Source organism: Umezawaea endophytica (genome assembly GCF_025061645.1).
GTDB lineage: Bacteria > Actinomycetota > Actinomycetes > Mycobacteriales > Pseudonocardiaceae > Umezawaea > Umezawaea endophytica.
This window is the reverse complement of the sequence record NZ_JANYMP010000026.1, coordinates 60,072-81,369: the sequence shown is the minus strand read 5'-3', so window position 1 is coordinate 81,369 and position 21,298 is coordinate 60,072. Positions and strand designations below refer to the sequence as shown.

22 protein-coding genes are annotated in these 21,298 nt (G+C 70.6%); 11 read left to right on the top strand and 11 right to left on the bottom strand.

The window, feature by feature from the left end; all coding sequences use genetic code 11:
• Positions 1-153 precede the first annotated feature (153 nt).
• Complete coding sequence (locus NZH93_RS38555; protein ID WP_259628247.1) at positions 154-1,656, top strand: alpha/beta hydrolase; 1,503 nt, start codon at positions 154-156, stop codon at positions 1,654-1,656.
• Between the two features lie 694 nt (positions 1,657-2,350).
• Here the strand turns inward: NZH93_RS38555 and NZH93_RS38550 are convergent.
• Together NZH93_RS38550 and NZH93_RS38545 are read right to left on the bottom strand one after the other, a co-directional pair.
• Positions 2,351-3,025, bottom strand: coding sequence for a DUF6319 family protein (locus NZH93_RS38550; RefSeq protein ID WP_259628246.1), 675 nt, complete (start codon positions 3,023-3,025; stop codon positions 2,351-2,353).
• Between the two features lie 49 nt (positions 3,026-3,074).
• Positions 3,075-3,698: a DUF2238 domain-containing protein gene (locus NZH93_RS38545; protein ID WP_259628245.1), complete on the bottom strand. Its 624-nt coding sequence runs from the start codon at positions 3,696-3,698 to the stop codon at positions 3,075-3,077.
• Between the two features lie 35 nt (positions 3,699-3,733).
• Here NZH93_RS38545 and NZH93_RS38540 point away from each other — a divergent pair, with 35 nt between their 5' ends.
• A complete protein-coding gene (locus NZH93_RS38540; RefSeq protein WP_259628244.1) occupies positions 3,734-4,519 on the top strand; it encodes an endonuclease/exonuclease/phosphatase family protein in 786 nt (261 codons plus the stop codon).
• Between the two features lie 61 nt (positions 4,520-4,580).
• Here the strand turns inward: NZH93_RS38540 and NZH93_RS38535 are convergent, their stop codons facing one another.
• The 5 genes from NZH93_RS38535 to NZH93_RS38515 all read right to left on the bottom strand — a co-directional run bounded on the left by NZH93_RS38535 (position 4,581) and on the right by NZH93_RS38515 (position 10,203).
• The gene (locus NZH93_RS38535) at positions 4,581-5,510 is read right to left on the bottom strand and encodes a DUF1996 domain-containing protein (protein ID WP_259628243.1); all 930 of its coding nucleotides are present in this window, start codon (positions 5,508-5,510) and stop codon (positions 4,581-4,583) included.
• Between the two features lie 37 nt (positions 5,511-5,547).
• Positions 5,548-8,304, bottom strand: a complete 2,757-nt coding sequence (locus NZH93_RS38530) for a glycosyl hydrolase (RefSeq protein ID WP_259628242.1) — start codon at positions 8,302-8,304, stop codon at positions 5,548-5,550.
• Positions 8,305-8,433: 129 nt separating this feature from the next.
• Positions 8,434-8,646 (bottom strand): DUF8847 domain-containing protein, encoded by a 213-nt coding sequence (locus tag NZH93_RS38525; protein WP_259628241.1) that lies wholly within the window; start codon positions 8,644-8,646, stop codon positions 8,434-8,436.
• A gap of 94 nt (positions 8,647-8,740) precedes the next feature.
• Complete coding sequence (locus tag NZH93_RS38520) at positions 8,741-9,658, bottom strand: aminoglycoside phosphotransferase family protein (RefSeq protein ID WP_259628240.1); 918 nt, start codon at positions 9,656-9,658, stop codon at positions 8,741-8,743.
• Between the two features lie 92 nt (positions 9,659-9,750).
• Positions 9,751-10,203, bottom strand: coding sequence for a MarR family winged helix-turn-helix transcriptional regulator (locus NZH93_RS38515; RefSeq protein WP_259628239.1), 453 nt, complete (start codon positions 10,201-10,203; stop codon positions 9,751-9,753).
• 79 nt (positions 10,204-10,282) lie between these two features.
• Here NZH93_RS38515 and NZH93_RS38510 point away from each other — a divergent pair, with 79 nt between their 5' ends.
• Positions 10,283-11,176, top strand: a complete 894-nt coding sequence (locus NZH93_RS38510; protein ID WP_259628238.1) for an NADP-dependent oxidoreductase — start codon at positions 10,283-10,285, stop codon at positions 11,174-11,176.
• On the opposite strand, the gene NZH93_RS38505 is transcribed toward NZH93_RS38510, so the two are convergent.
• On the bottom strand, positions 11,166-12,635 hold the full coding sequence (locus tag NZH93_RS38505; protein ID WP_259628237.1) for a methionine--tRNA ligase: 1,470 nt from the start codon (positions 12,633-12,635) through the stop codon (positions 11,166-11,168). The two genes, NZH93_RS38510 and NZH93_RS38505, sit on opposite strands and share 11 nt — an antisense overlap.
• Before the next feature lie 201 nt (positions 12,636-12,836).
• Between NZH93_RS38505 and NZH93_RS38500 the strand changes: the two genes are divergently transcribed.
• Entirely contained in the window at positions 12,837-13,295 is a 459-nt protein-coding gene (locus NZH93_RS38500; protein WP_259628236.1) for a hypothetical protein, read from the top strand.
• On the opposite strand, the gene ligD is transcribed toward NZH93_RS38500, so the two are convergent.
• On the bottom strand, positions 13,292-14,335 hold the full coding sequence (gene ligD / locus NZH93_RS38495) for a non-homologous end-joining DNA ligase (RefSeq protein WP_276024856.1): 1,044 nt from the start codon (positions 14,333-14,335) through the stop codon (positions 13,292-13,294). The two genes, NZH93_RS38500 and ligD, sit on opposite strands and share 4 nt — an antisense overlap.
• Here ligD and NZH93_RS38490 point away from each other — a divergent pair.
• Complete coding sequence (locus tag NZH93_RS38490; protein ID WP_259628234.1) at positions 14,334-14,549, top strand: DUF2277 domain-containing protein; 216 nt, start codon at positions 14,334-14,336, stop codon at positions 14,547-14,549. The genes ligD and NZH93_RS38490 overlap by 2 nt on opposite strands.
• Here the strand turns inward: NZH93_RS38490 and NZH93_RS38485 are convergent.
• Positions 14,511-15,152, bottom strand: a complete 642-nt coding sequence (locus NZH93_RS38485; protein WP_259628233.1) for a TetR/AcrR family transcriptional regulator — start codon at positions 15,150-15,152, stop codon at positions 14,511-14,513. The genes NZH93_RS38490 and NZH93_RS38485 overlap by 39 nt on opposite strands.
• A 74-nt stretch (positions 15,153-15,226) precedes the next feature.
• Between NZH93_RS38485 and NZH93_RS38480 the strand changes: the two genes are divergently transcribed.
• Genes NZH93_RS38480 through NZH93_RS38465 form a run of 4 tightly spaced genes read left to right on the top strand, consistent with a single transcriptional unit; the run spans position 15,227 to position 19,213 of the window.
• On the top strand, positions 15,227-16,375 hold the full coding sequence (locus NZH93_RS38480; protein ID WP_259628232.1) for an acyl-CoA dehydrogenase family protein: 1,149 nt from the start codon (positions 15,227-15,229) through the stop codon (positions 16,373-16,375).
• A 13-nt stretch (positions 16,376-16,388) separates the two neighbouring features.
• Complete coding sequence (locus NZH93_RS38475) at positions 16,389-17,558, top strand: acyl-CoA dehydrogenase family protein (protein ID WP_259628231.1); 1,170 nt, start codon at positions 16,389-16,391, stop codon at positions 17,556-17,558.
• Complete coding sequence (locus NZH93_RS38470) at positions 17,555-18,277, top strand: MaoC/PaaZ C-terminal domain-containing protein (protein WP_259628230.1); 723 nt, start codon at positions 17,555-17,557, stop codon at positions 18,275-18,277. Before NZH93_RS38475 ends, NZH93_RS38470 begins: the two co-directional genes overlap by 4 nt.
• A gap of 51 nt (positions 18,278-18,328) precedes the next feature.
• A complete protein-coding gene (locus NZH93_RS38465; RefSeq protein ID WP_259628229.1) occupies positions 18,329-19,213 on the top strand; it encodes an alpha/beta fold hydrolase in 885 nt (294 codons plus the stop codon).
• Positions 19,214-19,227: 14 nt separating this feature from the next.
• On the opposite strand, the gene NZH93_RS38460 is transcribed toward NZH93_RS38465, so the two are convergent.
• Positions 19,228-19,881, bottom strand: coding sequence for a GntR family transcriptional regulator (locus NZH93_RS38460; protein ID WP_259628228.1), 654 nt, complete (start codon positions 19,879-19,881; stop codon positions 19,228-19,230).
• 70 nt (positions 19,882-19,951) lie between these two features.
• Between NZH93_RS38460 and NZH93_RS38455 the strand changes: the two genes are divergently transcribed.
• Positions 19,952-20,902: an asparaginase gene (locus NZH93_RS38455; protein WP_259628227.1), complete on the top strand. Its 951-nt coding sequence runs from the start codon at positions 19,952-19,954 to the stop codon at positions 20,900-20,902.
• Between the two features lie 21 nt (positions 20,903-20,923).
• Entirely contained in the window at positions 20,924-21,238 is a 315-nt protein-coding gene (locus NZH93_RS38450; protein WP_259628226.1) for a hypothetical protein, read from the top strand.
• Positions 21,239-21,298: the final 60 nt, after the last annotated feature.

Sequence of the window (21,298 nt, the reverse complement as noted above, 5' to 3'; positions counted from 1 at the left end):
GTATCCACTGGTTGGGAGTGCTGCGCTCACCGAAGTCTCACCTGGCCCGTGCGACCCTTCTGGCCTGTCCGGGCCTTGACCGCCGCCTGCCGAGAGCGAGGAACCACAGTGCCGCGTCGGCGCCACGCCGCCCTTTTGCTTCCGCTCGTGGTGATGACCGCACTGAGCGCGTGCAGCGCGGGCCCCTCGATCCGCCCGGTGATCGCCGTGCTCGGCGAGAGCGGTCCGGCGAGCGCGAGCGCTCCGTCCGGCCAGCAGCCCGTGCCGGAGTTGGAGGAGGGCAAGGGCAGCTCCCTCAACTGGCAGGAGTGCACCGACTCGACCGTCCTGCGGCTGGGCGGGACGGCGCCGCAGACGTCGAACACCTACCAGTGCGCGCGGATGCCGTCCGTGCTCGACGCCCCCAGCCGTCCCGGCCGCGGCAGCATCAGCATCGCCGTGCTGCGGGTGGGCACCGGGAAGGTCCCGCTGCTGGTGGTGGCCGACGCCGACGGCGAGCCCGGCACGCTCAAGGCCGCTCGGCTGGGCGCGTCACTGCCCCCCGAGGTGTTGAGCACGTTCACCCTCATCGGGGTCGACCGGCGCGGGACCGGGAAGTCGGACGGGGTGCAGTGCGTGCCGTCGGCGGCCCGGCTGGACATCGTGGAGTTCGACCCGGCGAAGACGGACCACGCGGAGTTGCGGTCCGCCGTGACGACGGCCAGCCAGGAGTGCGTGCTGGACCTGGAGAACCGGTTGACGGCGATGGATTCGTGGCGGGCCGCGGCCGATCTGGAGAAGTTGCGCGACGTGCTCGGGGTGAACACGCTGAACGCGATCGGGATCGGGGACGGGTCTCGGGTCCTGACGTTGTACGCGAGCCGGTTCCCGACGCGGATCGGGCGGATGGTGTTCGACGGGGCTCCGGATCCGACGCTGGACGTCATCGGGGCTTCCGAGGCCGAGTCCGTTGCCGCTGAGGCGACTTTTGACGCGTTCGCGAAGGATTGTGCTGTTCGTGGGTGTCCGTTGGGGGCTGACGCGAAGGCGTCGTTCCTGGCTTTGTTGGAGCAGTTGCGGAGTAGTCCTGGGCGGTCGTTGGGGATTTCGTTGACTCCGGGGACGGCGTTGCAGGCCGTGTTGGTCGGGTTGGCGGATCGGTCCCGGTGGCCCGCGTTGGCTGAAGCGATCGTGGCGGCCAAGGGTGGGGACAGTGCGGGGTTGACGCGGCTGGTGGAGCCGTTGGTGGCGGACGTGGATGAGAATCCGCCACGGTTGGACGCGGCGTTGGTGACTGGGTGCAACGACAGTGCTACGCGGATTCCGCCGGATCGGGTGACGGTGTTGACGGCGGATTGGCGGGAGAAGCACCCGATGTTCGGGGCTTTGTACGCGCATAGGTTGTTGTTGTGCGCGTCGTTCCCGGTGCCGCCGCCGGTGAAGGTGCCCGCTTTGGTGGGGTCGCCGCCGATTCTGGTGTTGAGCACGGCTGATGATCCTGTTACGCCTCAGCAGGGGACGGAGAGGGCGGTTGGGGCGTTGCCCGCTGGGGTGTTGGTGGGGTGGCAGGGTGGGGGGCACGGGGCTTTGGGGCAGTCGTCTTGTGCTACTTCGGCTGCTGTGGGGTTTTTGGTTGAGGCCAAGGTGCCGGCTAATGGGACTGTTTGTCCGCCGTGAGGTGGGGTTGGTTCGAGTCCCAGCGGGGTCGGTGGGTGCGGGTCGCGTTCCAGCGTGGTCGGCGGGTGGATCGCTGCGGTTCCGGCGTGGTGTGGCCGATTTGACTTGGGGCCCCTAGATTCGACCCTTCGCCGGGCACTAAGGGCGGAGGGTGAAGCTGCCGCCCGGCGAAAGTTTAAGGGTCGAATCCCCCAAGTAAAATCGGCCACGGTTCTAGGGCGGTGGGTGCCGGTTTCGTAGTGGGTCGGCAGGTTGCGCCGGTTCTGTGGTGGGTCGCCAGGATTGTGCTGGTGGGTGGTGGGTCGCCAGTTTGTGCCGGTTCTGTGGTGGGTCGGCGGTTTGTGCTGGCTGTGCTGGTTCCCTCTTTCTGGCCTCGTTTTCTTGTCTTGACGTGCAACAGCGGCCCCGGTCTTGGACCGGGGCCGCTGGTTTTATTGCGTTAACAGCTTGAACAACACCCGCAACCTGGGCCTGTGCAGCCGCCGCAGCAGTTGCAGCCGCCGAGCTGGGCCTGTTCCGCCGTCGTGGTTTCTACCGCCATCATGGCCTCCCCGTGATCTCGCGGACCTCCAGCAGCGAAGGTATTTCGACCTCACCGTCCCGCTCTACCTGCGCGTTGGGGAAGGGCTCTCACCCGATCGCGGCTGGTTAATCACTGGTACGTCGCAGTTGGGGTTCACCGGATCGGGAGTGCTCAGCCGGACAGTTCGTCCAGTGCTCGCTGGGCTGCTTCCAGTTCGGTGCGCAGTTGCTCTACGCGGGCCAAGTGGGTTTCGCGGGCTGCGTTCAGGACCGCGTCCACCGCTGAGGCGACCTCCGGGTGGAGGAGTTTTGCGGCTTGTGCCACGGCGCTCGGGGAGAGGGCCGCTTGCCTTAGCGTGCGCTTGACGCCGACCAGGACCTCGGCCGCCCACTCGCCGTCCACCGTCGACGTGAGCGTGATGGTGACCTCGGCCGGTTTCGCCTGCTTGCGGGCGGGTGAGGAGGCGCGGGTCGGTGCGGCTGGTGCCTGTGCCGGTTTCGGCTTCTCCACCTGGACCGGCGGGGCCGGGGTGTAGACGTGGCCGATTTCCACCGGCTTCGGCGGTTCCGGTTCCTTGACCGGCGGCTTCGGTGCGGGTGCCTTCTTGCGCGGAGGCTTCTCGGTGGTCAGCTCCGCCGGGGAGAAGGAGATCTCGTCGCGCTCCCCCGTCGGGCGGACCTGGATGAAGTCGCCCTCCTCGGGGTCGGTGAACGCGATCACCTTCGCCGAACGCCCGGCCTCCACCCCGACCGCGGCCGAGGTGAACCAGACAGGGGGCTGGCGCCCCTCGGCGAGCTCCGCGCGCAGGTGGTCGAGATCCTGCGGTGACAACGAGCTCTGTGCCATCTGCCCCTCCAAAAACGATCTTGAAATTTCCATCCGGGTGCAGACTGCCTTATGGCACCGACAGTTTCGTCATCGGCATCCGCGAGACCTGGCGGTCGTGCACGCGCCCGAGCGCCAACTGTGCGCCGAGCGCCCCCAGGAGGGCAAGGAGCATGTCCCACTGGCTGTCCCACACATCCCCTTGCGTGCCAAGGAAGTCCTCCGCGGATTCGCCGCCGATGACGGCTCCCGCCCACTCGATCAGCTCGTACGCGGCGCTCACGCCGAGGCAGGTCGCGGTGACGAGGGCGAACAGCCAGCGGCCGGGGCGGAGCGGTGTTCGGCGCAGCAGCAGTTCGCGGACGACGATCGCGGGCACGAAGCCCTGGACGACGTGGGCGAAGCGGTCGTAGGGGTTCCGCTGGAGGTCGAAGAGGTCGCGGACGCGGAAGCCGATCGGGACCTCGGCGTAGGTGTAGTGGCCGCCGAGCGCGAGCACCAGCGCGTGGCCGACGATGAGCCAGCGCGTGAGCCTGGTCAGCGGGAACCGGCGGTGGGTGAACACCAGGATCGGCAGCGCGATGAAGATCGGGGCGACCTCCAGCGCCCACGTGCCGTAGCTCTTGGGGCCGATGGCCGACACGGCGACGGCCGCCACGACGAGACCCACCTGGGCGATCGGTTCGCGTTCCATGCGGGGATCCTGCCCGCACTGGCAGCATCAGGGCCATGGGACTCACCGCGCTGGTGCCGATCGTCCTGCTGGCCGCGACCGTCTGCTCGCCGCCCGCGCCGCGAACCGACCTGGTCGCGATGACCTTCAACGTCCACGCGGGCATCGGGTCGGACGGGGTGTTCGACCTGCCCAGGGTGGCCGACGCGATCCGGGAGCAGCGGCCGGACGTGGTCGGCCTGCAAGAGGTGGACGTGCGCTGGTCCGAGCGCAGCGGGTTCGTCGACGAGGCCGCGGAGCTGGGCCGGTCGCTCGGCATGGAGGTCTTCTTCGCGCCGATCTACGACCTGCCGGGTGAGCCGCGGCGGCAGTTCGGCGTGGCGGTGCTGAGCCGGTACCCGATCCTGCGGGCCCGCAACCACTCCATCACCAGACTGTCCACACAGGATCCGGCGGCGGTTCCGGCGCTCGCGCCGGGGTTCGCGGAGGCCGTGGTGGACGCGCCCGGCGGGCCGGTCGACGTGTTCGTGACGCACCTGGACTTCCGGCCGGACCCGGCCGTCCGGGCGACGCAGGTGCGGGAGATGCTGGCGATCATGCGGGGACACCGGCAGGTCCTGCTGGGCGACTTCAACGCGGAACCCGGCGCGCCGGAGCTGGCCCCGCTGTGGGAGCGGCTGGTGGACGCCGGTGGCACCGCGACTTTCCCGGCCGAGGCGCCTGCCCAGCGGCTCGACTACGTGGCCGCGGACTGCCGCCTGCGCGTGGTGGACGTGCGGGTGCCCGCCACCGGGGCGTCCGACCACCTGCCCGTCGTCGCCCGCGTCGCGGCGAGGTCGTGACGGCCTCGGCACGGGAACGGCCGGTGGATGAGCGCACATCCACCGGCCGTGTCCACTCCCGCTACGCGGGGTTCCCGTCGTTGCCGCACTTGCGGCCGGGGTTGATGCAGTTGGTCATCCGGCGCTGGAGCTCGTTCGGGTCCCAGGCGTTCATGAAGTCGCCGTGGAACGTGTAGCCGGGCGCCGTCGTCGTGTTGACCCCGTTGACCGTCCCGCCGAGCGAGAGGCCACCGCCGTTCACCGGGTAGGTGATCAGCAGTTCGAGCCGGGGCAGCACGACCGGGTGGGTGCTCGGGCAGCTACCCGCCCAGAACACCACGTGGTCGCGGTGGTTGGCGGAGTCCAGGTTCCGGCCGTCCCAGCAGGTCGGGAAGTCCAGGTAGGTCTCCAGTTTGGTGCCCGACGGGCAGTTCATGAAGTCGCCGCTCGACGGGCTCTGCGTGGTGCACGACCACCGCGCGGACGGGTTGTCCGCGGGACTGGTCGCCTTGCTGTTGCCGACCACGTACCTCAGCCCCTGCGGCGGGGCCTTGGCCTGAGCCATGTCGTGGATGCCCTGGTAGTACACGGTCACGCTCTCGGGCGCGACCGGCTGGCCGTTCTTGTACACCGTGGGCACCCAGTACGCCGACAGGTCGGCTGCCGGGTTGCAGTTGGTCGTCGCCGCCTTCAGCGACGTGGTGGTGGAGTTCGCGTTCGTCGACCTGTTGCCGAAGAACTCGTGGACGTGCGAGGCGCCGGTCTGGCCGGGGAAGACGATCGGGTCGTTGCCCGCCCGGTGGCTGCTGCCGCAGGTGACCCGGAACTCCGAGACACCCGCGATCCCGATCTGGCCCTCGATGGCCCGCGCCTGCTGCTGGTCGACGGCACCGGGGTGGCTGCCGTGGTTCGGTCCCGCTCCCGCGGGCTGGTAGGTCACGACCACTCCGATCGCCGCGATGGCGATCGTCGTGGCCGTGACCCCGATCAGTCCTCGTAACCTCCTGCGCATGTCGTGCTCCTCCTCGACTTCACGAGGCGGCGGCGGATTACTGCCCGAACGAGAACCAGTTGACGTTGACGAAGTCGGCCGGTTGCCCGCTCGTGAAGGTCAGGTAGACGTCCTGCTTGCCGGTCAGCGGCGACATGTTCGCCGGGACGGTGCGCCAGCTCTGCCAGCCGCCGGTGTTGGCGATGGCGAACGAGCCGAGCACGGTGCCGGTCGGACTGCCCACGCGGACCTCCACCAGGCCGCTGACGCCGTCCGCGGCGCCGCTGGCGACCCGTGCGCTGAACTGCCGCCCGGTGGCGGAGCCGAAGTCGACTCCCCGGAACAGCGCCCAGTTGCCGTTGCCGAGCCCGGCGATGTTCTGCCCGGCGCCGGTGTCGGTCGTGGTCTCGGTGAGCACGCCGCTCTGGCCGTCGAACGACTCGGCCTGGATGTTCGAGAACGCGTTGCGGCTGCCCGACGGCGGAGTGGTCGTGGTCGTCGTGGTCGTCGTAGTGGTGGTGGTCGTGGTGGTCGGCGGGACGCCGCCGCTGCCGGAGTCGACGCCGCTGCCCGCCGGGCCGCGCCACGCGGTCGAGGCCGCCGGGACGGACAGCGTCTGACCGTCGGAGAAGCTCACCGTGGCCGCGGTGGTGCCGGGGTTGTAGGCCGTGTAGGTCTTCGCGCCGTTCTTGTTCAGCACCGCGTACGTCGGGACGCTGGCGGTGACCGAGTGGTCGGGCGTTCCGTAGGTGTTCAGCGACGTGATCCAGTGGTAGGCGTGCGCCCTGGAGTCACCGGCCTCCGGTTCGAGGCCGCCGCCGTAGTTGGCGAGGGCCTGCGCCGGGTCGGCGATGGCGAGGAACTCGGTGATGACGTCCTTCCACTCCACCTCCGTGCCGCCGTTGGCCTGGCGCATCTCCGCGATGTTCTGGAGGATGTCGGCCTTCCACGCACCGTGGTACAGCGAGCCGCCGGTGATCGGCAGCATGTTGATGCCGTGGATCTCCTCCGGGTTCGCCGTCCACCACGTGCCGTAGGTGCCACCGGCACCCCAGACGATGCCGACCGTGCCGTGGTTGAACCCGGACGGGAAGACCGCGTTGTCCTTGTTGAACCAGTACTGGCCGATGGCGGCCTGCTGCGTCGTGTAGAGGTAGATGCCCGCGTCGCGCAGGCTGTTGTCACCGGTCGCCTGGCCGAACAGCACGGCGGCGGTGGCGAACATCATCGACTCCGAGGAGGACTCCTCGTTGTTGCCGTGCGCGAAGCCCGCGTGGCCCGACGCCCAGTTCTGCCCCGCGTACGCGTCGAACGTGCGCAGGAACGGGAAGCGGCTCTCGGAGCGGTCGTAGTTGTTGGCGTCCTTGACGAGCATCTTGATCATGCCGCCGTAGCGGGCGTCCGACGCCCACGTCGGGTCGTGCTGCGCCACGATCGCCGCGGCCAGGATGTAGTAGCCGTAGTGGAAGTGGTGGTCGTTCAGCTCCTGGTCGGACCCGAACGACGCCGGGTAGCCGATCAGCGTGTCCCACGTCGAGTCGTAGGCGAAGTGCCTGCCCGACTCGCCGGGGGTCGCGGTGAGCCAGTCGGTGAGCCGGTCGCGGACCATCGCGATGAGCCGGTCGCGGCCCGCCGTGTAGCCGATCTGGTTCGCGATGCGGGCCAGGTTCGACAGCCGGTTGAGCGCCTTGCCGGTCCAGTAGGTGTCCGTCGCGCCCTTCCACGGGTCGGCGGCGTTCAGTTCGGCGTCGATCTCGTTGCGCAGCCTGGTGGTGTCGGCCTGGCTCGACAGGGGCAGCGCGGGCAGGACACCGCTGAACGCCTGGCGCGTGGTGAACGACCCGCCCTCGCGCAGCCGCATCTCGCCGCGCGGCGAGGTGTAGCGGTGGGCGGTGACGGCGTCGGTGGAGTTCAGCCACTGGTGGCGGTAGAGCGCCTGGAGCGTGCCGGTCTGCGTGCCCTGCCTGGCGACCGTGGTCGCCGCGTAGGTCGCCGACGACTGCGCCGAGCCCGCGTTGTACGACCACGACACCTTGGTGTCGGTGACGAACGAGAAGGCGTACTTCTGGAACAGGGACAGCGCGTCGCGGGACGGCAGCAGCGCCACGGAGAAGAACGCCGCGGCCGAGGTCGCCTCGGAGCCCGACACGGTCCAGTTCGACGGCGAGAACAGGGCGTACTCGTGGCCGTTGATCGTCACCCCGAGCACGCCGGGGTTGTTGCTCCACACCGTGGCGGTGGCGTTGAACCCGACGCGGGCGTTGCCGCCGGTCACCTCCGCGAAGACGTAGGGCTGGCCGTGGCCGATGGTGGTGCGCAGGGTGCGGCCACCGGCGGTCCACAGCGGACTGACGGTCCAGTCCGACCAGCCGTCGACCGCGACGCCGGGCGCGTTGAGCCCGGCGACGCCGACGAAGAGGTCGTCGCGGTGCAGCATCTCGTAGGCGGTGCCGTTGGAGACGATCGCCGCGGTGTTGGGGTAGCCGACGCCGAGGCCCTGGGCCGCGGCGTGGAACGACATCGGGTGGGCGTACAGGTTCTCGCCGTACGGGTTGCCCGCGTAGCGCTGCCACACCAGCGACGACCACCACTCGTTGGTGGGCACCGGCTGGCCCGCCATGCGCGACGTGACCTTCGGGGTCACGGGGGCGCCGTCGGAGTTGGACGGTCCGGCGGCACCGGCGGGCCGCTCGGTGGCGTAGCTGCCTGCTCCGACCGCGACCGCGTTGGCGGCCGGAGGGAGTATCAGGGTGATCGCGGTGGCCGCGGCCAGTGCGGCGGCGAACGCCGCCAGGCGTGGTCGGGTCGAACGCACAGGGAACCTCCAGCGGAGCAACAGGGACTCACACTGTGAGAGCGCTCTCACATTATCGATACGGTAAACCCGAAGTGTCCGGCTGTCTACGATTTGTTTCGTTTGTGCGTCTTGCTGGAAAACCGGGGACTACTCCCCGGTCTCGTCCTCGGAGTCCCGCAACCGGTACTCGCACCCGTACTCGACCGCGTACTGGAGGTCGTAGTGGTGCACGATTTTCGGCCCACCGTGCAGGTGGACGTGCGTCAAGGTCGGCTTCGGCTCGGCCTGCGGCTCGGCGTGCGAATCCACCCGGCCGTCCAGAGGCCCGCCGACGAAACGCACTACATAGGCATGAGTCATCGCGACCTCCCGTTCCACCACTCCACCGTCCGCACCATCGTACGAGGACGAACCTGTCTTGGCGGCCGTACGCGACCGTTTCCAGCCGGTTGGCTCACTCCTCGGACGTGCCGAACCACAGGTCAGCAAGGCTGTCGAGCGTTTTAGCCCCGCCGGGTGGAATTTCGCGGAGGTACCACGGCAGGTTGCTGTAGACGTGCAGCAGCGCGTACGCGAGCAGCCTGCGCGGCCGTTCCCGGTCGACCTCCCGGTACCCGTAGCCGCGCAGCAGGGCACCGTGCGCCGCGCGGTCGCCGCGCGTCAGGAACACGCCCGTGGCGACGAATTCGTACTCCGCGGCACCCCGCATCGCGGGCTCGAAGTCGAAGAGGCCCGAGAGTTCCAGATCCGGCGTGACGAGCAAATGGGCACCCATCACCTCGGTGTGCAGGAAGACCGGTTTCGGCGCGCCCAGGTCCACCGAGGCCAGAAAACCGGGAATTTGGTTCAACCAATCCGCGTGCAACCCCCTGGCGGCCTGCCTGGACGCACAACCGGCCTTTTGCCGGGTGATGAAGGCCTGCCAGTCGTCGGGCCCCAGTTCCGGTGACGGAACCCCGTGCAGCACGGCCAGCGCCTCCCCGACCCGCGTTGCCACTCCGCACCGCTGTTCCCGGTCCAGTCGCGGCCACACCGCCGCGAGGCTCTCGCCGTGGAGGCGGCGCATCAGCACGTAACCCCAGCCGCCGAACTCGCCGCTCGCCAGGACGCCGGGGGTGGGGATCGGCAGGCGACCGTCGACGGCGGCGAGCACGTCCCGTTCGACCGGCATCTCGTTCAGGTAGACCTGCGGGAAGAGCTTGAGCACCTGCCCGTCACCCACGGCGTAGACCGGGAGGGAGCCGTCGGGGAAGCGCCGGACGTCGGCCGTGGGGAGGCCGAGGTGGTCGCAGAGGGCCAGGACGGCGGGCCGGAGCACGACCTCCGTGACGGCGTCGAACAGGGCTTCGGTGTCGGCGAGAGGGAAGGCCACGCCGGGAACCTAGGGCCGATCACGCGGCGCGTCGAGCGGATTGCGCGGTGGTGGTCACGGGCGGCGGGTGTTCGCCGCGAACCCCGGTGGCGCTACTCCCCCACCCGTTCCCCGTCGTGCGCCTCCAGCACCCGCAGCAGCAGCGATTCGAGCACCGCCCGCTCCTCTTCCGACAGCACGGCCAGTGCCTGCCGCTGCGACTCCTCCGCGATCGGCCGGACCCGGTCGACCAGCGCCTCCCCCTTCGGGGTCAGGACGATCCGGTGCCGCCGACGGTCCACCGGGTCCGGTTCGCGGGCCAGCAGGCCGCGGTCCGCGAGCTTGTCGATCTTGCCGACGAGGTGGCTCTTGTCCATGTCGAGGGATTCGGCGAGGCGCTGCTGGGAGATCGGGCCGAAGTCCGCGAGCGCCACGAGCATGCCGTACTGGGGCAGGAGGAGGTCGTCGGCCGCGAGGACCTCCTTCAGGTGCCTGCGCCCGTACTTCGCCACCTGGTCGCCGACGTAGGAGGGCAGGGCGAGCAGCGAGGGCGGGCGGACGCTCATGTGACGATGGTATCAGCGTTAGACTGTAGCGTAGTGCTACCGTTGACTAGTCAGATACCTACTCGGTGAGGACCGCACCATGCGCGCACTGGTTTCCCACTCGTACGGCCCCGTCGACCAGATCGAGGTCGCCGAGGTCCCCACGCCCTTCGCCGGGCCCGGCCAGGTGCTGGTCCGCGTCCAGGCGGCGTCGCTGAACCCGCTGGACGGCAAGCTGGTGACCGGTGCGATGCGCGAGATGATGCCGGTCGAGCACCCCTTCACCCTGGGGTTCGACGTCACCGGCACGGTCGAGGCGCTGGGCGAGGGGACGAGCGGCCTGGCGGTCGGTGACACGGTCGTCGCCGCCGCGAACGGCACCATCGCCGAGTACGCGGTGGTGGACGCCGCTTCGGCCGTGGTGCACGGGCTCGACGCCGTGCGCGCGGCGGCGCTGCCGGTGGCGGGGCTGACCGCGGCGCAGCTCGTCGAGACGGCCGACCTGAAGTCCGGCGACCGCGTGCTCGTCGTCGGCGCGACCGGGGGCGTCGGCGCGTACGCCGTGCAGCTCGCGGCCCAGCTCGGCGCCGAGGTGTGGGCGACCGCGCGCCCCGAGGAGAGCGAGTTCGTGCTCGGCCTCGGGGCGCGGCACGCCGTCGACTACACGTCCGGCGCCCTCGCCGTGGAAGGCCTCGACGTGGTGATCGACCTGGTCAACTTCGGCGCGGGCATCCCCTCCGCCGTGCTGCGCGACGGTGGGCGCGTCGTGTCGCCGCTGGGCGGTTGGGACGAGACCACGTTCGACCGCGGCGTGACCGCCGAGTACGCGGGCAACTCGGGCAGCGCCGAGGTGCTGCGCGAACTCGTCGACGCCGTCGAGGCGGGCAAGCTGGCCGTGACCGTGGGCGGCACCGCCCCGTTCGACGAGTCCGCGCGGGCGGCGAAGGACTTCTTCACCTCCCACAAGCGCGGCAAGGTCGTCATCACGTTCTGACGTCCTCGGCCCCGATCAGCCGGGGGAACACCGGACTGATCGGGGCGCCGTCGCACTGCGCGACGATCCGGGCCGCGGCCGACGGCAGGAACGGCGCGAGGTGCTCGGCGAGCTCGCGGCACGTCACGAGCAGCTCGCCCAGCACCGCGGGCAGCTCCGGGCTCCCCTGCTTGGCGAGCACCCACGGTTTCGCGGCCTGGACGTAGCGGTTGGCCTCGTCGCCGACGCGCGTCACGGCCTCCACCGCGCGCCGGAAGTCGAAGCCCGCCAACGCCCGGTCGATGGTGCCCGCCGCGTCCGTGCGGGCCTGCCGCAACGCCGTGGCGCCGGGGTCGTCGCCGTGCGCGGGACCGAACTTGGCGATCATGGACACCGTGCGGTTGACCAGGTTGCCGATGTTGTTCGCCAGGTCCTCGTTCGCGCGGGCCACCAGGCGTTCCTCGGTGAAGTCCGTGTCGCCCGCCCGCGCCACCTCGCTGAGCAGCCACCACCGCACCGCGTCCGAGCCGTGCCTGCCCGCGACGTCCACCGGGTCCTCGGCGCCGCCCTCGGACTTGCTGATCTTGCGCCCGCCCGCCGTCAGGTACTCGTGGACGAAGATCGTGGTCGGCGGCGCGATCCCCGCGGACAGCAGCATCGCGAGCCAGTACACCGCGTGGAACCGGATGATGCCCTTGCCGATCACGTGCACGCGTTCGGGGCAGTCCTCCCACCAGTGCCGGAACGCGGCGTCGTCGGTGCCGTAACCGGGTCCGGTGAGGTAGTTTGCGAGCGCGTCGAACCAGACGTACACGACCTGGCCGGGATCACCGGGCACCGGGATCCCCCAGCCGCGGGCGCGGTCCGTGCTCCGGCTGACGCTGAAGTCCTCCAGCCCGGACCGGATGAACGACAGCACCTCCCGCTTGCGCGACAGCGGTTCCACCTTCACCACGTCGTCCGCGACCAGCTCCTCCAGCGCGTCCTGGTAGCGGCTCAGCCGGAAGAACCAGTTGTCCTCGGTCACCTCCTCCGGCACCGTCCCGTGCTCGGGGCACCGGCCCTCCACCAGCTCGTCGGCGCGGTAGAACACCTCGCAGCCCACGCAGTACAGCCCGGTGTAGCTGCGCCGGTAGAAGTCCGCGGCGCACGCCTCCCACAACTTGGCCACGCCCGGCGCGTGCCGCGGGTCGGAACTGGTGCGCACGAAGTCGTCGAACCGCACCTCCAACGCCCGCCCGAGCCCCACGAACCGCTCCGCCACCTTCGCGACGTACTCGGCGGGCCCGATCCCTTCGGCTTCGGCGCTGTGCACGTTCTTCAGCGCGTTGTCATCGGTCCCGCTCTGCGCCCGCACCTCGTCACCCCGCTGCCGCCGATGTCGAGCCAGCACGTCGACCTGGACGAGCTCCAGCGCGTGCCCGATGTGGGGTTTCCCGTTGACGTACGGGATCGACGTGGTCACGGAGTAGCGGCTCATCGCTACCTTCCCAGCCCCTGCTGCACGAGGACGGCCACAGGGGCCTCCTCGTTGGCGGGTCAGGACGTGCGGAGGAGACCGGACGACATCATCATCCGGCCGGACATGCTCTCGTTCCTCGGCACGAGGTCGAGGGTACGCGGGCAGACCAACCGGTTTGCGCAACCTGCGGGAGTTCAGGCGTTCGAAGTACCGTCCCTCATGGCGTCCTACCGAGTTGAACTCCCCGCTGGCTGCACCGAGGTCACGCTCGTCCGGGCCGAGGACGGGTCGGAGACGGTGGTGCGGTTCGGGGTCGACACGGCTGACGGGCCGGTGTTGCGGGATGACGTGGCGCGGCGGTTGAGGGAGTACCTGGGGCGGGAGCCGGGGTCGGAGGCGCCCGCGCTGGTGGACTTCATGGTGCGGCGGCTGGGGTTCCAGGTGGGGCCGTTGGCGGCGCGGGCGCCGATCCGGTTGACGGTGATGGACCGGCGCGCGGTGACGCTGTGGGTCGGTGCTTCCACGGTGGTGAGCGCGAGCAAGCGGCAGACCGCGTTCGCGCTCACGCTGCCCGGCGCGGTGCAGAAGGACGACGCGCGGGTGCTGTTCCGGCTCGGCAGTCCGGGCACGGACGGGCAGGCGGTCGTGCGGGCGTTCCGGGACTGGGCGGGGGCCTAATCGGGTTTGCGGGCCTTCGACGGCTGCACGCGCATCGGTTCGCCCGGCATCTTCGGGTAGTCCGGTGGGTACGGCATCTCGCCGCGGTCGTCCTTCTCGTACCACTCCAGCAGCGTCTCCAGCCCGAACGCCTCCGAGTCGAGCGACGCGTGCGGGTCGCCGTGCTCGGCGTAGTAGCCCGGCACGGTGAGGACGTCGAAGTCGTCCGGGTCCACTGTGGACAACTGGTCCCAGGTGACCGGTGTGGACACGGTGGCGCGCGGGGTGCCGCGGACCGACCAAGCCGAGGCGATGGTGCGGTCCCTGGCGGCCTGGTTGAAGTCGAGGAAGACCTTCTCGCCGCGTTCCTCCTTCCACCACGACGTGGTGGCCTCCGACGGCATGCGGCGTTCGACCTCGCGGGCCAGGGCGATGACGGCGTGGCGGACCTCGATGAAGTCCCACTCCGGCCTGATGCGGACGGCCACGTGGACGCCGCGGCCGCCGGACGTCTTGGGGTAGCCGGTGATGCCGAGTTCGGACAGGACCTCGCGCAGGACGAGGGCGACCCGTGCGGCGTCGCGGAAGTCGGTGCCGGGCTGGGGGTCGAGGTCGACGCGGAGTTCGTCCGGGTGGTCGACCAGCGGTCTGCGGACGGGCCACGGGTGGAAGTCGAACGTGCCGAGGTTGGCGGCCCACGCGATGACGGCGGGCTCGGTCGGGCAGACCTCGTCGGCCGGACGGCCGGAGGGGAACTTGATGGTGGCGGTCTCGACGAAGTCGGGCGCGTTCTTCGGCAGCCGCTTCTGGTAGAACGCCTCGCCGGTGACGCCGTCCACGTACCGCTTCAACGTGGTCGGGCGGTCGCGCAGCACGCCCAGCAACGGCTCGGCCACGGAGAGGTAGTACTCGACGACCTGGCGCTTGGTGATGCCGCGCTCGGGGAAATACACCTTGTCCGGGTTGGACAGCCGCACGGCCCGGTCGCCGTGGGGTCCGGGAACGATCAGTTCCAACGCCTTCTGGGCCACGACGGGCAGCGTAAACGACAATGGCGGCATGTGCCGAAGCATCAAGACGCTCCGCCCGCCGTTCGAGGACGACGTCACGGAGGGCGACATGCGCGCCGCCGCGCTCCAGTACGTGCGGAAGGTGTCCGGGTTCCGGACGCCCGCCGCGCACAACGCCGAGGCGTTCGACCGCGCCGTCGACGTCATCGCGAAGGCGACCGAGGAACTACTCGCGCACCTGGAGGTCCGCGGACGCGCGAAGTAGCTCCAGGCCCTCCACGAACGCGCTGAGGGCCAGTTCGAAGCTGTCCCGGTCCAGTTCCTCCGCGACCGACGGCAGCAGGTGGGCCTTGTCCAGGTGCGGGTAGCGCCCCTGGTACACCGACGCGTCTGTGGAGAAACCGCTGGAGAACGTGCTCAGCGCGGCGCCGAACACCAGGTACATCAGCGACGCCGCGATCATCGTCGCGTGCCTGCGCGGCCAGCCCGCGTCGACCAGCGCGCCGTGCATCACGTCGAGCCGCCGCAGCGACGCGCCCCGCCCGGCGGGGCCGTAGGCGAGGAACGGCACGACGTTCGGGTGCCGCGACAGCGCGGCCCGGTAGGAGCGCGCGCTCTCGACCAGGCCGCGCCGCCAGTCGCCCGCCTCGAAACCGGACACGTCCACCTGTTCCAGCACCTCGCTGGCGACCTCGTGCAGCAGGTCGTCCTTGGTCGCCACGTGCCCGTACAGCGACGGCGCGCGCACGCCCAGCTCGGCCGCGAGCTTGCGCATCGACAGGCCGTCCAGCCCGTCCCGGTCGATGATGTCGAGAGCGACCTCGCGGATGCGGGCGCCGCTGAGGATGGGGACGCTCGGTCGAGGCACATCGACCCCCTTGCACTGGGTTCTCCGACGCGCCTACGTTATACCTAACGCCGTTCGGTTTAGGAGGTCTTGGCGTGGATCTACGCCTGTCCGACGAGCACCAGCAGCTCAAAGAACTGGCCCACCGCTTCACGGAGGAGCGGATCGTCCCGTTCGCCCAGCAGTGGGACCGCGACGAGGCCATCGACCGCGCGCTCGTGCCCCGACTGGGCGAGGTGGGGTTCCTCGGGCTGGGCATCGACGAGGAGCACGGCGGGTCCGGCGGCGACAACCTGGCGTACTGCCTGGTCCTGGAGGAGATCGCGCGCGGCGACTCGGCCGTGCGCGGCATCATCTCGGTGTCGCTAGGCCTGGTCGGCAAGACGATCTTCAAGCACGGCACCGCCGAGCAGAAGGAGCAGTGGCTGCCCGGCCTGTGCGCGGGCACGCGGCTGGGCTGCTTCGGCCTCACCGAACCGGGCACCGGGTCGGACGCGGGGTCGCTCGCGACCAGGGCCGAGCGCGACGGCGACGACTGGCTGCTCACCGGCACCAAGATCTTCATCACCAACGGGACCTGGGCCGACGTCGCGCTGGTCTTCGCCCGCACCGGCGGACCCGGCCCGAGGGGCATCACCGCGTTCCTCGTGCCCACCGACTCCGACGGCTTCCGGGCCAATGAGATCCACGGCAAGCTCGGCATGCGCGGCCAGGCCACGGCGGAACTCGTGCTGGACCGCGTGCGCGTCCCGGACAGCGCCAGGCTCGGCGACGAGGGCGCGGGCTTCAAGCTCGCGATGGCGGCGCTCGACCGGGGCCGGATGTCCGTCGCGGCGGGCTGCGTCGGCGCCGCGCGGGGGGCGTTGGAGGCGAGCCTCAAGTACGCGGCCGAGCGCGAGCAGTTCGGCAAGCCCATCGCCGGGTTCCAGCTCGTGCAGGAACTCCTCGCGGACATGGCCGTCGAGACGGACGCCGCCCGCCTGCTCACGTGGCGGGTCGCGGACCTCGCCGACCGCGGCGAGCCGTTCCGCACCGAGGCGTCGATGGCGAAGCTGTACGCCAGCGAGGCGGCCGTGCGGGTCGCGAACAACGCCATCCAGGTCTTCGGCGGGTACGGGTACATCGACGAGTACCCGGTCGGGAAGTTCCTGCGGGACACCAGGGTGACCACCCTCTACGAGGGCACCAGCCAGATCCAGAAACTGCTCATCGGCCGCGCGCTGACCGGCGTCAACGCCTTCTGAAACGGGGAACAGCATGGACTTCACGCTCGACGAGGAGCAGCGGGAGATCCGCGACTGGGTGCGGACCTTCGTGCGCAAGGAGATCATCCCGCTGGAGCCGGAGGTGCTCCGCCGCGAGCGCGCCAACCAGCCCGGCCTGACGTACGAAGAGCTGGAAGCGTTGCAGCAGAAGGCGAAGACGGCGGGCTTCTGGGGCGTGCAGACGCCGACGGAGTACGGCGGCATGGGGTTGGGCGCGGTGATGACCGCCCTGATCGAGGCCGAGCTGGGCCGGTCGTTCGTGCAGTTCCGCTTCGGCGGTTACGCGGACAACATCCTCTACCACGGCAACGCCGAGCAGAAGGAGCGCTACCTGCTCCCGACGATCTCCGGCGAGCGCAAGTCGTGCTTCGCGATCACCGAGCCCGGCGCCGGGTCCGACGCCAAGGCCATCCGCACCTCCGCGCGCAAGGAGGGGAACGAGTGGGTGATCAACGGTGAGAAGACGTTCATCACCGGCGGCAACGAGGCCGACTTCGTGATGGTCTTCGCCGTGACGGACAAGGAGAAGGGCGCCAACGGCGGCGTCACGTGCTTCCTCGTCGACCGCGACATGGGCTGGAAGTCCGAGCCCATCCCGACCATGGGCCAGTGGGGTCCGGCGGCGCTCGTGTTCGACAACGTGCGCGTGCCCGAGGAGAACGTCCTCGGCGAGATCGGCCACGGCTTCACCCTGGCCATGCAGTGGATCGGCGCGGGCCGGTACATGCTGCCCGCGCGGGCCATCGGCTCGGTGGAGCGCCTGGTGGAGATGGCCATCGAGCAGGCGAACACCCGCGTCACGTTCGGCCAGCCGATCGCCGAGTACCAGGCCATCCAGTGGATGATCGCCGACTCCGCGGTCGAGATCGAGGCGCTGCGCTGGCTCGTGCTGCACGCCGCGTGGCTCGTCGACGAGGGCAAGGACTCGCGCCAGGCGCAGTCGATGGCGAAGCTGTACGGCGGCGTGAAGGCGAACGAGATCGTCGACCGCGTGCTCCAGATCCACGGCGGCATGGGCTACACCCGTGAGCTGCCGATCGAGCGCTGGTACCGCGAGCTGCGGCTGCTGCGCATCTACGAGGGCACCGACGAGATCCAGCGCCGGACGATCGCCCGCAACCTCCTCAAGGGCCACGCCAAGGTCAGCGGTTCCCTGGGGTGAGCACCGTCGTCCGGTCCTGGACCGAGGACGACGTCGAGCGCTACGCGGCCGCGGTCGGCGGAACGGGCATGCAGCCCGGTTTCGCCATCGCGGTCGCGCAGTTCGGCGGCCCGCAGGTGGAACTGGACGCCGACATGACGCGGGTCCTGCACGCCGAGCAGTCGCTGGCGCTGTCGGGTGAACTGCCGCCGTCCGGCACGATCGAGGTGACCCGCAGGGTCGTCGACGTGTTCGACAAGGGCTCCGGCGCGCTGGTCGTGCGCGAGTGGCGCGCGACCGGCGACGCCGACTTCACCACCCGCGCGTCGCTGTTCGTCCGCGGCGCGGGTGGCTTCGGCGGTCCGCGCGGGACCACGGCCCGCCTGCCGGTGCCCGACCGCGCGCCGGACGTGGAGCTGCGCTTCCGCACCACCCCGGACCAGGCCGACCTCTACCGCCTCACCGGCGACGAGAACCCGCTGCACTGGGACCGGGCGTTCGCCGAACGCGGCGGCTTCCCCCGCCCGATCCTGCACGGGCTGGCCACCTACGGCATCACCGCACGCCTGCTGGCCGAGCGGTTGGACGTCCTCGCCGTGGGCGCCCGCTTCGCCAACCCGGTGTTCCCCGGCGACGAACTGCTGGTCAGCGCCTGGCACGAGGCGGGAGAGGTCCGGTTCCGCACGTCCGTCAACCACACGACGGTGATCGACGACGGTAGGGCTACCCCCCGTTCCTAGTTGGGTGCCCACACCATCGATCACGACCAGCAGATGTTCCAGGCTGTAGTCATGCGATCACGACGTGACGTCTTCCAGCTCAGCACCGCGACCGACGCCACCGCGCTCACGAGGCTGCGGATCCCGACCGACGCGGGCACGTTCGACGCGGTCGCGGCGGGCCCGTTGGACGGCCGCAAGGTCCTGCTGCTGCACGGGGTCCCGCAGTGCGGCATCGAGTGGCGCCACCAGCTCCGCGCGCTGGCCGCTGACGGCTACCGGGCGGTCGCCCCCAACCAGCGCGGCTACTCGCCCGGCGTCCGCCCGAAGCGCGTGGAGGACTACTCCGTCGACCACGCCGTCGACGACGTCACCGCCATCGCCGACCAGCTCGGCTGGCGCCGCTTCGACCTGGTCGGCCACGACTGGGGCGGCGTGGTCGGCTGGCTCGCCGCGGCCCGCAACCCCCTGCGCGTCCGCACCCTCACCTCCGTGTCCGCCCCGCACCCCGGCGCGTTCGCCGAGGCGCTGCGCACCGACCCCGACCAGCGCGCCCGCGGAGCGCTCCTCGACTACCTGCGCAGGCCCGAGGTGCCCGAACGCGAGATGCTCGCCAACGGCGCGGCCCGGCTGCGGCAGGGGTGGCCCCCGGTGATCCCGCGCCAGCGGGTCGAGCAGTACGTGCGGCAGCTCTCCGAGCCGGGGGCGCTGACCGCCGCGCTCAACTGGTACCGGGCGAACACCTTCGACGGGCAGTACGCGCCCGTCACCGTGCCGACGCTGTACCTGTGGGGCTCCGAGGACGACGCCGTCGGCCCCGAGGCCGCGCAGAGCACCAGCGACTGGGCGCACGGGCCGTACCGGTTCGAGGTGCTGAACGGCGTCGGGCACTTCGTGCCGGAGGAAGCGGCGGAGCGCACGTCGGCGCTGCTGCTGGAGCACCTGGCCACGCACTGACCGCCGGGCGGCGATCAGCCGTCCAGGCTGGTCAGCATCTGAGCCCGCACCCGTGACAGGTGGCGGCGCATGATCCGGTTCGCCTGGTGGCTGTCCCCCGCCGCGACAGCCACCACGAGAGCGTCGTGGTCGTCCAGCGACGCGTGCTGGTGCGGCGGGTCGTCCTTCAGCCCGCTGCGCAGCAGCACCACCCGCTGCTGCACCAGCCGCACCTGCTCCGCGATCCGCGGACTCCGGGCGGCGTCCAGTAGCGCCTGGTGGAACGCCAGGTCCAGGCGGTACGGGAACCTCATCCCGGCCTGGTAGTCCCGGCGCGACAGCTCGCACACCTCCCGCAGGCGGGTCACGTCGGCGTCCGTCCGCCGACTGGCGGCCAGCTCGGCGGCCGCGCACTCCAGCGCGGACCTCAGCTCGAACAGCGCCTGCACCTCGTCGGCGTCGGCCTTGGGCACGTGGGCCCCCTTGTTGGGCACCAGCACCAGCAGCCCCTCGCTGGACAGGTGCCGGATCGCCTCCCGCAGCGGCCCCCGGCTGATCCCCAGCCGGTGCGCCAGCTCGACCTCGTTCACCCGCTCCCCCGGCGGGATCTCCCCGGTCAGGACCAGCTCCCGGAGCACGTCCACGGTCTGCCCGGCGAGGCTCAGGTGCAGCGGCGGTGTCACGTACATCTCCCAACCTGGCAAAACCGACCAACAGGCTGTTAACTGTCGACAGTTGGCAGTGTAGAGGAGGCGTGTCGTGCACGAGGTCGTGGCCGAGGTCTGGCGTGGCGAGTTCCTGGAATCCGTGCACCACGGTTCGGTGGTCGCGTTCGACGCGTCCGGTGCCGAAGTCCTCCGCAAGGGCCACCCCGAACGGGTGACGCTCCCCCGTTCCTCCAACAAGCCGGTGCAGGGCCTGGCGATGCTCCGCAACGGCCTCGACCTCGACGGCGAACTGCTGGCGCTGGCCTGCGCCAGCCACTCCGGCGAGGACTTCCACGTCGAGGGCGCCCGCCGGATCCTGGCGCTGGCGGGCCTGGACCTCACCGCCCTCCAGTGCACCCCGGACCTGCCGATCGGCGAGGCCGCGCTGGCCGCCCACCTGGCCGCGGGCCGGGGCCGGGCCCCGGAGTACATGAACTGCTCGGGCAAGCACGCCGCGATGCTGCTGACCTGCGTGCGCAACGGCTGGTCGACCGACGACTACCTCTCGCCCGACCACCCGCTCCAGGTCGCGATGCGGACGACCCTCGAAGAACTGTCGGGGGAACTCGTCGGCGCGGTCGGGGTCGACGGGTGCGGCGCGCCGCTGTTCGGGATCAGCCTGAACGGGCTGGCGCGGGCGTTCGGCACGATCGCCAGCGCGCCGGAGGGCACCCCGGAGCACCGGATCGCCGCCGCGATGAACCGCCACCCCGAGTGGGTCGGCGGCACCGGCCGCGACGTCACCGAGCTGATGCGGGCCCTGCCGGGTGCGCTGGCCAAGGACGGCGCCGAGGGCGTCTACGCGATCGGCCTGCCGGACGGGTCCGCGGTGGCGCTGAAGATCGCGGACGGGTCCAGCCGGGCGCGGGCCGTGGTCGTCGTCGAAGCGCTGCGGATGCTCGGGGTGGACGTGGGCGCGCTCACGTCGTTGGCGACCGTCCCGGTGCTGGGCCACGGGCTGCCCGTCGGCGCGGTGAGGCCCGCTCTGGCCTTGGCGGGCTGAGGACCCTCTATTCTCGGGAGCATGGCCACCTTTCCAGGCGCGGAAAGACCAGACGAAGGACCGGCGAAGCGGTTCTCCGACGACCTCATCGGGCTCGATCCGGCGGATCCCGAGGCGAAGGCCTTCGCGGAGCACCTGGACCGGATGGAGCGGGAACGGCCGGGCTACACGGTCGAGGGCTACCTCGACGGCGTGGCGGACTTCGCCGACTCGGCGAACCGCGCCAGCGGGGAGCAGCGCTTCCTCGCGGTGCTGGTGGTGACGCTGATCCTGCTCGGCGTGCTGATCAGCGTGTGGTTCGGCCTCGGCGAGATCATCGGGGTCCTGTTCGGGTGACGTCGGCGCCCGGTCGACGGGCGCCCATCGCTGTTCCGTAAGACACCCGCAACCCACCCC